At 50.4% G+C, this 12,776-nt stretch carries 13 protein-coding genes; 6 read left to right on the top strand and 7 right to left on the bottom strand.

Annotated elements, in window-relative coordinates:
* Positions 1-27: 27 nt before the first annotated feature.
* The 3 genes from PsAD37_RS00465 to PsAD37_RS00455 form a co-directional block, all read right to left on the bottom strand.
* A complete protein-coding gene (locus tag PsAD37_RS00465; RefSeq protein WP_063294482.1) occupies positions 28-348 on the bottom strand; it encodes a DUF167 family protein in 321 nt (106 codons plus the stop codon).
* A gap of 3 nt (positions 349-351) precedes the next feature.
* A complete protein-coding gene (locus PsAD37_RS00460; protein ID WP_057463531.1) occupies positions 352-642 on the bottom strand; it encodes a YggT family protein in 291 nt (96 codons plus the stop codon).
* Between the two features lie 245 nt (positions 643-887).
* Positions 888-2,006, bottom strand: a complete 1,119-nt coding sequence (locus PsAD37_RS00455; protein ID WP_063294481.1) for an FAD-binding oxidoreductase — start codon at positions 2,004-2,006, stop codon at positions 888-890.
* A 69-nt stretch (positions 2,007-2,075) separates the two neighbouring features.
* On the opposite strand from PsAD37_RS00455, the gene mnmD reads away from it, so the two are divergent.
* On the top strand, positions 2,076-2,777 hold the full coding sequence (mnmD, locus tag PsAD37_RS00450; protein WP_063294480.1) for a tRNA (5-methylaminomethyl-2-thiouridine)(34)-methyltransferase MnmD: 702 nt from the start codon (positions 2,076-2,078) through the stop codon (positions 2,775-2,777).
* A 4-nt stretch (positions 2,778-2,781) separates the two neighbouring features.
* Here mnmD and PsAD37_RS00445 read toward each other — a convergent pair whose 3' ends face one another.
* Positions 2,782-4,197, bottom strand: coding sequence for an L-serine ammonia-lyase (locus PsAD37_RS00445; RefSeq protein WP_063294521.1), 1,416 nt, complete (start codon positions 4,195-4,197; stop codon positions 2,782-2,784).
* Between the two features lie 440 nt (positions 4,198-4,637).
* Between PsAD37_RS00445 and PsAD37_RS00440 the strand changes: the two genes are divergently transcribed.
* Both PsAD37_RS00440 and PsAD37_RS00435 read left to right on the top strand, forming a co-directional pair.
* On the top strand, positions 4,638-5,420 hold the full coding sequence (locus tag PsAD37_RS00440) for a MipA/OmpV family protein (protein WP_063294479.1): 783 nt from the start codon (positions 4,638-4,640) through the stop codon (positions 5,418-5,420).
* Positions 5,421-5,733: 313 nt separating this feature from the next.
* The gene (locus PsAD37_RS00435; protein ID WP_063294478.1) at positions 5,734-6,168 is read left to right on the top strand and encodes a L,D-transpeptidase; all 435 of its coding nucleotides are present in this window, start codon (positions 5,734-5,736) and stop codon (positions 6,166-6,168) included.
* A gap of 571 nt (positions 6,169-6,739) precedes the next feature.
* Here the strand turns inward: PsAD37_RS00435 and PsAD37_RS00430 are convergent.
* The gene (locus PsAD37_RS00430) at positions 6,740-7,780 is read right to left on the bottom strand and encodes a patatin-like phospholipase family protein (protein ID WP_063294477.1); all 1,041 of its coding nucleotides are present in this window, start codon (positions 7,778-7,780) and stop codon (positions 6,740-6,742) included.
* Between the two features lie 53 nt (positions 7,781-7,833).
* Entirely contained in the window at positions 7,834-8,616 is a 783-nt protein-coding gene (locus PsAD37_RS00425) for a 3-hydroxybutyrate dehydrogenase (RefSeq protein WP_063286084.1), read from the bottom strand.
* A gap of 371 nt (positions 8,617-8,987) precedes the next feature.
* Here PsAD37_RS00425 and ispG point away from each other — a divergent pair, with 371 nt between their 5' ends.
* Genes ispG through PsAD37_RS00410 form a run of 3 tightly spaced genes read left to right on the top strand, consistent with a single transcriptional unit; the run spans position 8,988 to position 11,922 of the window.
* On the top strand, positions 8,988-10,265 hold the full coding sequence (gene ispG / locus PsAD37_RS00420) for a flavodoxin-dependent (E)-4-hydroxy-3-methylbut-2-enyl-diphosphate synthase (protein WP_063294476.1): 1,278 nt from the start codon (positions 8,988-8,990) through the stop codon (positions 10,263-10,265).
* A complete protein-coding gene (gene pdxY, locus PsAD37_RS00415) occupies positions 10,266-11,183 on the top strand; it encodes a pyridoxal kinase (RefSeq protein WP_063294475.1) in 918 nt (305 codons plus the stop codon). It abuts the gene before it with no gap.
* Positions 11,176-11,922: a DUF429 domain-containing protein gene (locus PsAD37_RS00410; protein WP_063294474.1), complete on the top strand. Its 747-nt coding sequence runs from the start codon at positions 11,176-11,178 to the stop codon at positions 11,920-11,922. Before pdxY ends, PsAD37_RS00410 begins: the two co-directional genes overlap by 8 nt.
* Here PsAD37_RS00410 and PsAD37_RS00405 read toward each other — a convergent pair.
* Positions 11,919-12,743, bottom strand: coding sequence for an FkbM family methyltransferase (locus PsAD37_RS00405; RefSeq protein ID WP_063294473.1), 825 nt, complete (start codon positions 12,741-12,743; stop codon positions 11,919-11,921). The two genes, PsAD37_RS00410 and PsAD37_RS00405, sit on opposite strands and share 4 nt — an antisense overlap.
* Positions 12,744-12,776 lie beyond the last annotated feature (33 nt).

Below are 12,776 nucleotides of genomic sequence, written 5' to 3'. Positions count from 1 at the left end.
GGTACGCGCAGAATTTATCTTTGAAGGCTAGGAGAGATGATCTTCTAGCCTTTTTTGCAGCTCTTGTGGTTCGCTGTAAACACGTAGTGTTTTTATGCGGGCGGTGGAACCTGCAATCACTTCTGCTAATGATTTGGGAACAGAGAGTGCTTTCGCAAAAAGGGCTGCAACGGCTTTGTTTGCAGCGCCTTTTTCTGGCACTGCGCGAACGCGCGCCATCACGAGTGGTCGGTCATCGGACTGCTCGCCTATCTTTTCAATTTGATCTTTGGAGGATCTGGGGGTGAGGCGGACGGTAATGAGAATTCCGTCAGCCTGCAGTTTCCAAGGGCGTTCTTGTTCAGCCACTACTTAAAATACGTAGGGATAAACGTAGAGGCCGATGATGCGCTCAATAAGGAAAATGCCGAGCAGCAGCACAATCGGAGAAAGATCCAATCCACCCATTGCTGGTAGGAACCGGCGGATAGGGCGCAGGAGCGGTTCGGTCAGATTGTAAAGTGTCTGCCCGATCATCGCGATGAACTGATTGTTTGAGTTCACCACGTTGAACGCATAGAGCCAGGAGAAGATCACATTCGCAATAATGACCCACGTGTAAAGATTTAGGATGATGAAAACGACATCAAGAATAGCGCGCATGGACTGGTTAAACTCCAAGTTTGCGAAGATGAACTAGCTGAATTGCTTCCCTGAAGACAGAGCTTGGGAAACAGAGTTGTTCCTCATGTAACTTTGAACTGAGGCACCTGCAAGGTCCAGCATGCCTCATTTTTCTATATTTTGAGCTAATTTCACGAAGTGGTACCTGAAAAAGTACCAATTAGCAGGGGGCGTTTGCCCTGAAACTGATAGGGCAAACAATTTTTGTTCTTATCTCGCATGCTTTAGCCAAAATGGAAGGCTGGCTTAAAGCTCTCTGGCAAGTGGATTGTCTGGTCTTGTTCAGGGAACATTTCCTGCATGAGGCAGGCGGCTATGCGGTGAGAAATGGCATAGGAAATTTTGAAGCCACCAGTTGCCACCCATGTTTTGTCTTTGCCTGGAATGAGGCCGACCAAAGGGTCTCGTTTCTTACATTTTGGGCGGATGCCTGCCCATCGGGTGAGGATCGGTGCGTCTTTCAATGAAGGGCAAAAGCCAACTGCCTTGGAGAGCATGGTCTGAATGTCTGCTTCTACTGGCTCTTTACTGGTCCACTCCTGCTCGGAGGTGGAGCCGATAGCAACAGTGCCATTGGCATGTGAGACAACATAAATTCCGTTGTCATAGATTACTGGAAGGGGCTTGTCGGCCTTATATTCGAGCAAAAGGGATTGACCTTTCACACCCATGCCGATGGGTTTACCTGCGATCTTACTGAGTGGTTCGAAACCTTCATAACCTGCTGACAAGACAACGCGGTCAGCACTCAGGCTTTCACCATTGCCGAGTGAAACGGTGCCTTTAGTCTCATCAAAGCCGAGATACTCGGTGTGTTCCATGATGTCGATGCGTGTTTCCAGCAGGGTTTTGAGACCTGCAGAGACAAGACGCGGATTGGCCCGTGCTGCCAAGGTGTCCCAAATGATGCCAAGTGGAGCGGCTTCTGGTGTGAGCCAGTCATTGAACGGTGTTTCTTTCACCACATTGAAGGTGAAGCCAGTTTCATCACTTCTCCAGCGTTGCTTGCTTTCTTCAACGCGGGAGAGAGCATGTTCGAGTTTAGGTTCGGTGTAAAGCGGGATCAGGCGACCTGCACGGCTGTAGCCGACAGAAAGACCAGTGGCTTCTTCCAGCTCCTCCACGATATTGGAGAGTTCGATCAGTGCATCCAGCTGGAACTGCTTCTTGTCATTCCATTTACTCGGTACATGGGGCATCAACGCACCAACAAGGCCAGCGCTGGCGCCTGATGCGATGGTGTTTTTTTCCAGAAGAGCAACTTTCAAGCCTTTTCCGAGTGCGGCTTTGGCGACGCTAAGTCCGAAAATTCCCCCTCCAACAACAACTATATCGTAGGTCATGTTTTTTTATTTCCCAGGTTGGGGTATAAGCCCAGACCGATTTTTACGTTAGAGATTTGGCTTAGACATATGACAGAGCGCCCAAAATTGGAATGGGATGATGCGAATGTGCCTTATGCGTCGCAGTTTGGAGATACTTATTACTCCAAAGCCGGTGGATTAGGCGAAACGCGCTACGTATTTCTGCAGGGTAATCAACTCCCTGAACGCTGGGTGGGTGCACAGTCTTTTACTATTGCTGAACTGGGATTTGGAACCGGGCTTAATTTTCTCGCCACGTTGGAATTGCTTCTGAGTTTGCCGGAAGCTGAGCGGACCAAGCTGACTTACGTTTCGTTTGAGCTGTATCCGATGGAAGCTGCTGAGATTGAGAAAGCGCTGTCGCAATGGCCCGAGCTCAAAGGGCTTAAAGACAAGCTGTTGGCTGCATGGAAGCCTCAACCGGGTTGGAATCCAATCACCATTGATGGTGTGCGACTGCTGCTTGGTGTTGGGGATGCTCGTGAGATGCTGCCAATCTTGTCCATACCCGTCGATGCCTGGTTCCTTGATGGCTTTAATCCGGCACGAAACCCAGAGCTGTGGGGGCGAGATCTTATGCTTGCTGTCGGAGAGAAAACCGCTGTTGGCGGGACTTTTGGGACCTACACCGCGGCAGGTTGGGTGCGCCGAAACTTGCAGACAGCGGGTTTTGAGGTTGAGCGTATCAAAGGCTATGGCACAAAACGCCAGATGATGGTGGGGCAGAAAACTGCCGCCACCGAAGCCTAAGTAATCAGCATTCTGGCAGGTTGACTGCAAGACCGCCCTTGCTGGTTTCTTTGTATTTGTCGTTCATCTCCACGCCAGTCTGGCGCATGGCTTCAACGCAGTTGTCCAGTGGCATGTAGTGAGAGCCATCTCCACGCAGAGCCAGTGAAGCTGCTGAGACGGCCTTGATGGCGCCGAGGCCGTTGCGCTCGATGCATGGCACCTGAACAAGGCCTCCAACCGGATCACAGGTCATGCCAAGGTGATGCTCCAGAGCGATTTCAGCTGCGTTCTCAATTTGCTCGTTGGTACCGCCAAGAGCTGCGCAGAGGCCTGCTGCCGCCATTGCAGCGGCGGAGCCAACTTCGCCCTGACAACCAACTTCAGCGCCGGAAATAGAAGCATTGTGCTTGATGATGCCGCCAACAGCTGCTGACGTGAGCAGGAAGGTTTTGATGCCTTCATCGTTGCTGCCCGGACAATGCTCGCGGTAATACTTGACGGTTGCCGGGATAACACCTGCTGCACCGTTTGTTGGTGCAGTGACAACTTTGCCGCCCGCTGCGTTTTCTTCGTTTACGGCCATTGCATAGACTGAGAGCCAGTCGTTGGCGACGTGCGGCATGCTCATGTTATTGCCGCGTTCGTCTTCCAGCTGTTGTTTGATTGCAGCTGCGCGACGCTTGACTGTAAGGCCACCTGGTAGCTCGCCTTCAGTATTCAGGCCGCGCTCCATGCATGCGTTCATCACATCCCAGATCTGCCAGAGCTTGCTGTCCAGTTCTTGCGGATCCAGAGAGGTGATTTCGTTGGCGCGCTTCATCTCAGCAATAGTCTTGCCGGATTTTTGTCCCATCTCCAACATTTCTTGTGCTGTAGCAAATGGATAAGGCATGCCTTTAATTTCGTCGGGAGCCTGATCACCTGACGCTTCTGCTGCTTTCAGGCGGTCCAGTTCTTCTTCGGTCAATACGAACCCGCCACCGATGGAATAGAATGTTTCCTGAAGGTGCAGGCGGTCTTGGGCGTCGTACGCTTCGATCACCATGCCATTTGCATGGCCTGGCAAGTTTTTCTCAAAGTCGAAGATCACGTCTTTATCTGGATCAAAATCTAACTCTGGCAGGTCAGGAAGATGGAGCTTCTTTTCTGTCGCGATCTGTTTTTCGAGCGTCTCCGCTTCATCCGGGTCCAGAGTTTCAGGCGTGCAGCCAGCAAGTCCCAGAATAACAGCTCTGTCTGTGGCATGGCCTTTGCCTGTCCAGGCGAGTGAGCCATGAAGCGTGCAGCGCAATCTCTTTGGTGCACCTGCGCCAGGCCATATGCGCCGGCCGTCTCTCAATTCATCTAGGAAACGTGCGGCGGCGGTCATCGGTCCCATTGTATGGGACGAAGACGGACCTATACCGATCTTGAAAATTTCAAAGACGCTGAGAAACATGTGTTTGGCACCTTTCAGATGGCTGGGGCGTTGTTTTTGTTTCATTAGGATAGAGAACAGCCACTATCACTGAATTTTCTAGGAATAATCGTCATAGCCTCTGAAACCAAGAGGATTATTTTTCCGGATATTTGAAATTGACGTCGCGTTTGTCCAGATGCCGCAGAATTTATCTGTTCTGACTGGAGGCTTATTGATTCAAAAAGATTTTTTAACGCCGATTTACTGAAAGGATTGAAGAAAACGCTTTGGTTTCACGGGGAATTGATGGACTTGTTTTACTCAGTCAATGTGAATTGAGATGAAAAAACTACCATTTGTTCAGTTTTATGATGCCAATGGGCAACAGTCTGTAGAAAACTCCTGAAACTGCAGGTCTTCAAAGTGACTTAAAACGTATATCATAGGTGGTAATTACTTTTCCGATCAAGGCTGCACCTATGACCGCCTCTCTTCGTATTCTTGCAGGCTTAGCGCTTGCTTCCGTTTCCAGTCATGCACTGGCAGAAGATAATTTTACGCCTGGTGATTTGACCGAGGAGCAAGCCAGTAAGAGGTACGTCGTTGATATTGGCGTGGCTGGTTTTGTGAACCCCAAGTATGACGGCGCGGATGAATACATCATCTATCCGCTACCGTTGATCGCGTTTTCGCGGTTTTACCTGCCGGGCTTTGGTCAGGTGAAAGAGGGCGAAACACAGGGCTTGTTCATTTATCCGTCTTTTGGTTTTGTGGGTGAGCGTAATCCTTCCGATTCCTCTTCATTGACAGGGACAACTCGTGTGCCTTGGGCTGGTGAGGTCGGGCTTGGCGGTGGCTTCCGTCATGATTGGTTCCGCGCATTCATCGAAGTGCGCCACGGCTTTAACGGTCACCGCGGTTTTGTCGGGCGTGCGGGAGTGGATGTGATCACTGAAGTTACAGATCGCTTGACGTTTGTGTTCGGTCCGCGCGTTGATGCTGCTGATGGTTCATACATGAACACCTATTTCAGCGTTGCAGCAGGTACTCCATCCGGCCCATACACCGCAGAAGGCGGTTTCAAGAGCGTTGGTGGAGTTGTGCGTGCGAGTTATGCGCTGACTGACAGCATTGGGCTGCACCTACAAGGTGGCTATGACCGTCTGATTGGTGAAGCTGCAGATAGCCCGATTACGCAGAACGACAATATGTGGTCTGTTGGATTTGGTGCGACCTATCGGTTTGCTTGGGATATGTTCTAGGCAACCAGAGTGTCGGATAAATTTGATGAGTGAAGCCCGGAAGGATTTCCGGGCTTTTTTATTTACTGCATGCACTGTGAGTTCTCATTGACTGTGCCGTGAATAAAGCGGTGTTTGAAGTGAAGCTTTGTGTATATTCATGAATAACAAGGTATGCATGATGTATTGGTATTGAGAGTTATATTACCTCAGTATTGAAGTATCCTCTTCTGAGAGGTCGTTAATAATACCCTTAGAATAAGTCGATGACAGACTCCTGCTGGTGCGCATGCTAATTCACCTTAAGTATAGCGTTGAGTGAGGGGGCTTCAGTATGCGTACAATTATTACTATATCAGGACTTCTGTTTATCTGTTTATTGCTTATGGTTCCGGCCAAGGCATCCTCCACTAAAGTGTTGGCGAAGATTGATATTTCCGAGCAAAGGATGCGAATCTTCGTGGATGGGAAGGTTCAGCATTCGTGGCCTGTTTCGACGGCCCGGCGGGGATACAGAACGCCAGTGGGCACCTTTAAGCTAACGCGAATGCACAAACGGTATTTCTCCCGCAAGTATAACGGGGCACCGATGCCTTACTCTGTGTTTTTCTATAAGGGGTATGCCATTCATGGAACGGATGTGGTTAAGCGCTTGGGTGCGCCTGCTTCACACGGATGTGTGCGGTTGCATCCGAAAAACGCCAAGAGATTGTTCAGTTTGATTCAGGCAAATGGCCGATCAAACGCAAAGATTGTAATTGTGAAATAATGAACACGCTTTACGTGCAGCTCTGAACATGATGTGATATCGGTCAAATAAGGCCCTTTACCCTTGCGAGCGCGTGGGTTCCTTACTAAATCAAGGGCTAAGAGATGTGCTTGAAGGCTTGTGAGCGGAAGAAGCAAGTCGGGTCGCAAACGCCTGCTCCTTCCGCTGTAGCGCTGAATACGCATAACTCAACAATCAGCGTGTCTTTCCTAACGCTAAAATCTTGCCAAAAGGTTGGCACGCTGATTTTTTTGAAAGACTTTTTTAGGGATAAAACGATTTTTTCTGAGAGCTGTGTGTTGGGAGGATGTATTGCCCAAAGAAAAAGAGGGCTTTGAATACACGCTCAAAAACCCTCTTTATATTCTCTAAAGCTGATTACGCAGTACCTTGATATCAGCTGCTTATTTAAAAGCAAAAGCTGTGCCAGTTTTGCGATAAATTTTTGGCACAATATCTGGGGTGGCTGCGCTTCTTCTCTCCAACATGCGGGTTAATTTAACAGGTTGCTTACCTATGCTGCGTCGCAATTTGCAATGCGGTTTGGGAGTGTTAACCTTTGCGTTCAGATCTAGTTAAATTCGTGGTCCAGGTTCAGTGTGCTGCGTTTGCCAATGCTGTCGTAATTGTCGTGCGCCCACTTCTTTGCAGCCTGGCGGCCAATGTCGTGCAAAAGTTCTACAAATTCCCACTGGGCGTTTACCTTGGATGAAGCTCCGAAAGGGGCGAGATCTTTTGTTGCTTCTATTCTGTGCATGTAAACACGGGTGTATTCGTTCGAATCGAGGCGGCCTTCATCAATGAGCCGTGTCACAAACTCAATCGCGCGAAGCTCACGCAGCAGAGTTGAGTTGAAGGTGATTTCATTCATGCGCTCAGAGATTTCCTGAGCTGTGTGTGGAAGTTCAACCCTCTCAACCGGATTGACTTGAATAAGAAGTACATCAGTCGAGCCACCGTGTCGGAATAGCGGGAACAAAGGCGGGTTGCCCATAAAGCCACCGTCCCAATAGGCATCGTCACCAATTTCTACCGCTTGGTACATGTGCGGCAAGCAACCTGATGCCATGAGTGAATCAAGGGTGAGCTCTTCTTTTGCGAAAACTTTGATTTTTCCGGTTCGAACATTAGTCGCGGCAACATAGACCTGCATCTGGTCGCAGCTTCGTACGCGTTCGAAGTTGATTTGCTCGGCGACGAGGTCGCGGAGTGGATTATAGTTAATCGGGTTTAGTTGGTAGGGAGACATGATACGGGAAAGCAGGTCCCATGCCAGGTATGTTGGAGAATTGTCCATGCTCCAATTTCCGCGATAGACATCCATCGGGCTACGCTGGAACGGACTGGTTTCTGCTGCGGCACTGACGGATTTCCAAAAGCGGGCGAGGGCATCTCTTGCGCCTTGCTGCCCGCCTTCAACGAGGCCATCGGCCATGACGGCTGCATTCATGGCACCTGCGCTTGTGCCTGAGATGCCAGTGATCTCCCAATCTTCGTTTTCAAGGAGCCAATCCAGAACGCCCCAGGTAAAGGCGCCGTGTGCGCCTCCACCTTGTAAGGCCAGATTGATTTTCTTTCGTTCTTTTTTCGCTGTCTTCCGAGTAGTCGCCATATGGACCTCCATGGGCCGCTTGGAAAAGAAAACTCCGGGAAATCATCTGAGCGTTATTGTGCTGTCCAGCCGCCGTCCATTGGCAAGAGAGTGCCGGTGATTGAAGCGGCTGTATCAGAGCACAAGAACACGGCTAGGCCGGCAACCTGATCGACTGTCACGAACTCTTTGGTTGGCTGAGCAGCGAGCAGGACTTCTTTTTTCACCTGCTCTTCAGTCATATTGCGGGCTTTCATGGTGTCAGGGATTTGCTTTTCGACGAGCGGTGTCCAGACGTAGCCGGGGCAAATGGCGTTCACTGTGATGTTGTTTTCTGCAACTTCCAGTGCAACGGTTTTGGTCAAGCCTGCGATGCCGTGCTTTGCAGAAACGTATGCCGACTTGAATGGAGATGCCACCAATGCGTGAGCGGACGCGGTGTTGATGATGCGACCCCAGCCTGCTTTGCGCATGTAAGGCACGGCGGTGCGGATTGTGTGGAATGCGGAGGACAGGTTGATCGCGATGATGGCATCCCATTTGTCGACCGGGAAATGCTCAATGGCTTCAACATGCTGAATGCCTGCATTGTTGACGAGGACATCGACTGAACCGAGAGATTTAACCGCATCGTGGATCATTGCGTGAATTTCATCAGGCTTGGTCATGTCGGCTGATGAGTACACGCATTTTACACCGAAGTCGGCTTCGATCGCAGCGCGCTCTTTCTCAATGGCATCGGCATCGCCAAACCCATTGATCATGATGTTGGCGCCTTGCTCTGCCATTGCGCGAGCGTAAGCAAGGCCGATGCCTGATGTGGACCCAGTGATTACAGCGGTTTTTCCTGAGAGCATTTCGAGTCTCCTGCCCAAATGTATTGAAAAAAGAGTTGGTGTGAGCTTGCGCCACTTTTTAATCTGGTTGCATTAGCAAAAAGCATAGTTGTTTAGCGTGCAGTGCAAAAAGGTCAAAACTGACCACCGATCTGTCTTTTGTCCTTAATGGAAGGTTAGAGATGAGTGCATTGCGTCAAAAGTCGCTGGCTATTTTCAGTAGGCTGATGATGGAGTGGACCTAGCATCATTCTGAGGAGAGGTTTACTGTGAAAACTTGGGGTGCATGATGGCGTCTTGAGATGACATCAAACTGAATTGAGCGTGCGCTAAAAAGTTGACAGCGCGGGCTGCATGCTGCACTTGCTTGCCTAAAGATTTATCCCAGTGGAATGATCATGACTGACAAGAGCCAAACCTATATTTCTTCCCCGTTTCCGCGCCGTCGTTCTGTGGCTGTAGACGTTGGTGGGGTTATTGTTGGCGGCCAAGCGCCTGTTGTTGTTCAGTCCATGACGAACACCGACACCGCTGACATAGATTCAACGGTTGCGCAGGTTTCTGCTCTGGCGCGTGCCGGGTCTGAGCTGGTTCGTATTACGGTTGATCGTGATGAAGCTGCTGCAGCCGTTCCGCGTATCAAAGAGCGTCTGGACCGGATTGGGGTCGATGTTCCGCTGGTCGGGGATTTTCACTACATCGGACACAAGCTGCTGGCAGATCATCCTGATTGTGCTGAAGCGCTTGATAAGTACCGAATTAATCCGGGCAATGTTGGTTTCAAGACCAAAAAAAACAAGCAGTTTGGCCAGATCATCGAAATGGCGATGAAGTACAATAAGCCTGTACGTATTGGTGTAAACTGGGGCTCTCTGGATCAGGAACTGCTGACACACCTGATGGATAGAAACCAGGAGGAAGGCTCTCCGCTGACAGCGCAACAAGTGATGCGCGAAGCGATTTGCCAATCTGGTCTGTTGTCTGCTCAGCGTGCTGAGGAGTTGGGGCTTGGTCGCGACAAGATCATTTTGTCTGCGAAAGTCTCTCAGGTTCAGGATTTGATTGCCGTTTATACAGATCTGGCGCAGCGTTGCGATTATGCTCTTCACCTTGGTTTGACTGAAGCTGGTATGGGCACAAAGGGCATTGTGGCGTCTTCTGCTTCCATGGGCATTCTGCTTCAGCAGGGCATCGGCGATACCATTCGTATTTCGCTGACACCTGAACCGGGTGGGGATCGCACGCGTGAAGTGCAGGTTTCTCAGGAACTGTTGCAGACAATGGGTTTTCGCAGTTTTGTGCCGATTGTTGCTGCGTGTCCGGGGTGTGGACGTACAACTTCCACAGTCTTTCAGGAACTGGCTCAAGACATTCAGGCGCATATCCGCGAGAGTATGCCGAAGTGGCGTGAGCAATATCCAGGTGTTGAGGAACTCAACGTTGCTGTCATGGGCTGCATCGTGAATGGCCCGGGTGAATCCAAGCATGCTGACATCGGTATATCTTTGCCTGGTACCGGTGAAACACCTGCTGCACCTGTGTTTGTTGATGGCGCTAAAACTGTTACTCTGCGTGGGTCGAACATCGCTGATGAGTTTAAGGTGATGGTTCTGGATTATATCGAGAAACGTTTTGGTACTGGCGTTTCATCTGAACACGAGATTTCCTAGATGTCGCTTGAGCGGTTTGTCAAAAAAGTAGAACACAAAATCAGAGAAAGCGCTCCGAAGGAAAAGCCTTCGGTTCTGGTGATCTCTTCGCAGGTTGTCAGCGGATGTGTTGGCATGCGTAGTGCTGTTTTTGCACTGGAGCGCATGGGCTTTCATGTCTGGATGCTGCCTACGATTGTTCTGCCATGGCACCCTGGACAAGGTGCTGGGGAGCGTATTTCGGCCAGTGAAGAAGCTTTCAAGCATATCGTTGAACAGATTTGCGCCAGTGATCGTTTGAGCACTGTGAAGGGGGTTATCTCTGGCTACATGGCAAATGCGACTCAGGTTTCTGATGTTGCAAAGATTGTGCAGGAAGTGAAGGCTCGCAATGATGATGCGGTCTATCTGTGCGATCCGGTAATTGGTGACAAAGGTGGTCTTTATGTTGCCGAGCCGATTGCTGAAGCTATTCGTGACCAACTGTTGCCGCTTGCTGATGTGATTACGCCAAACCGTTTTGAGCTCGCCTGGCTTAGCGGGTTTGGTACTGAAATGGAAAATGAAGCTGTTGCGGCAGCGCGCACCCTGCAAGTGGAGCGGACGATCATTACATCGTCGCCAGCAATCCGTCGCAATTCCATTTCCAATTTGCTGGTTGGGCCGCGTGGTAGCCTCGCAATTGAACATGCGGAAGTGCAGGGCGCACCGCATGGCACTGGTGACTTGTTGGCAGCGCTTTATCTGGCTCGCAGCCTGAGTGGGCAGAGTGATGAAGAGGCATTGAAGAAAGCAACAGCTTCAACGTTTGAGCTGGTCGCGCGCTCTGTCAAAGTTGGTTCTGATGATTTGCTTTATGCTGAGCACCAAGACCCGCTTATCCAGCCGATGGCGCTTGTGAATACCCGCCGCGTGGTAGAGGCGCCTGAACGTGCCTGAAGCAGTGGCTGTTGATCCCGTCTGTGTGGCTGGGGTTGACGGTTGCAAGGCAGGTTGGGTTGCTGTTTTCCGCTGGGTTGGCTCAAGCCGTGCAACTGAAGTGCAGATCTTTCCTCATTTTGCAGATTTGCTGGCCTCTGAGCATGATCCGCATAAGATTGCGGTCGATATGCCGATCGGGCTGCCGGAGAAGATTGGCAGCAATGGTCGTGGGCCTGAGAAAGCGGTTCGTCCTCTTTTAGGTATGCGACAGTCAACGGTGTTTTCCATTCCCGCGCGGGCTGCGATCTATTGTGAGGATTATCGCGAGGCTTGCTCTGCTGCACTGGCGCATTCAACACCACCCAAAAAAGTATCCAAGCAAGCGTTCCATATCTTCCCAAAAATTAGGGAGATTGATCAGCTCATGACTCCTGAGTTGGAAGCACAGGTGTATGAAGTTCATCCTGAAGTGGCATTCTGGCGCTTAAACGGGCAGGAGCCCATTGCTATTCCTAAGAAGGTCAAGGGAAGCAGCTATCCTGCGGGCTTGGACGCACGGAGAGATTTACTTGTGCAGTTTGGCTATGTAGCGAGCTTTCTGGACCAAAAACCGCCTAAAGGTGCCGCGCGGGATGATCTGATGGATGCTGCTGTGAATGCAGTTATTGCTGAGCGGTTGCTGTATGGCCACGCGGAGCCATTTCCGGCTGACTTCGGGCGAGATGAACGCGGTCTGCGCATGGCAATCTGGGCTTAGGTGTCGTCAGGTTCACGGCTTGCCAGTACGTCCAAACGTGGTTCATGGCCAACTCTCCTGAAGCTTTTGAAGCCTTGCTCCTCCAGAAGGTTTTTGAGCATGTTTGGATCAGACCATCTGACATCTCTCTCATAGAAAATTGATTGAACTCGAGGAAAGAAGCTTGTCTTGATGAGCTCTTTAATCACGGTCTCTTCGTGCCCTTCGGCATTGAGTTTGACCACGATGTCGATTTCATCGGTGATCATCTCATCTAACTGCTGGGCAGAGATGGTTTGAATCTCTTCGGTTTTTTCGTCTGAATGCACGGTGTTCTGGCTGAGGGATGCGCCGCCGCTATGGGTTTTGCTGAGGAATATCTTAGCTTGACCAGTGTGATCGGAGACTGCTGCCTGTACTGCCTTTATGCGGGATGTAGCAAGGTTAAGCTCAATGTTTCGTTTCAGTAATTGGAATGTGCTAGCGACGGGTTCGAAGGCTATGACTTGCTGGCAGTTTGTGTTTTGAGCTGCAAGCAGGCTGAAGAGGCCTTGATTTGCGCCGATATCCAGCATGATGAAAGGTTTTTCATAGTCGACGAGATAGCTGGTGAGGAATGTGCCGTAACCACCTTCGCAGCACATGCGGAATGTGGCGTCGAAGACATTGGGTGTGAGTTCAACACCATACCTTGTCAGAATGCCGGAGGAGAGGCCTAGTCGCACACCCCAGGACATTGGAATGTACTTTATGTAATAGCCAAGGAGCCCACGTAAGTGGCGGCGTTCGTTGATGTACTCTTTGCTGTGGTACTTTCCAAAGAAGGTTTTTGAGCCTGGCATTTGCCTAACCTGACTTGTTGATCTTCATTGAGA

Origin of the sequence: Pseudovibrio sp. Ad37, from assembly GCF_001623075.1 — a bacterium.
Taxonomy (GTDB): Bacteria; Pseudomonadota; Alphaproteobacteria; order Rhizobiales; family Stappiaceae; genus Pseudovibrio.
The sequence above is the reverse complement of the archived record's forward strand: the minus strand, read 5'-3'. Positions and strand labels throughout refer to the sequence as shown.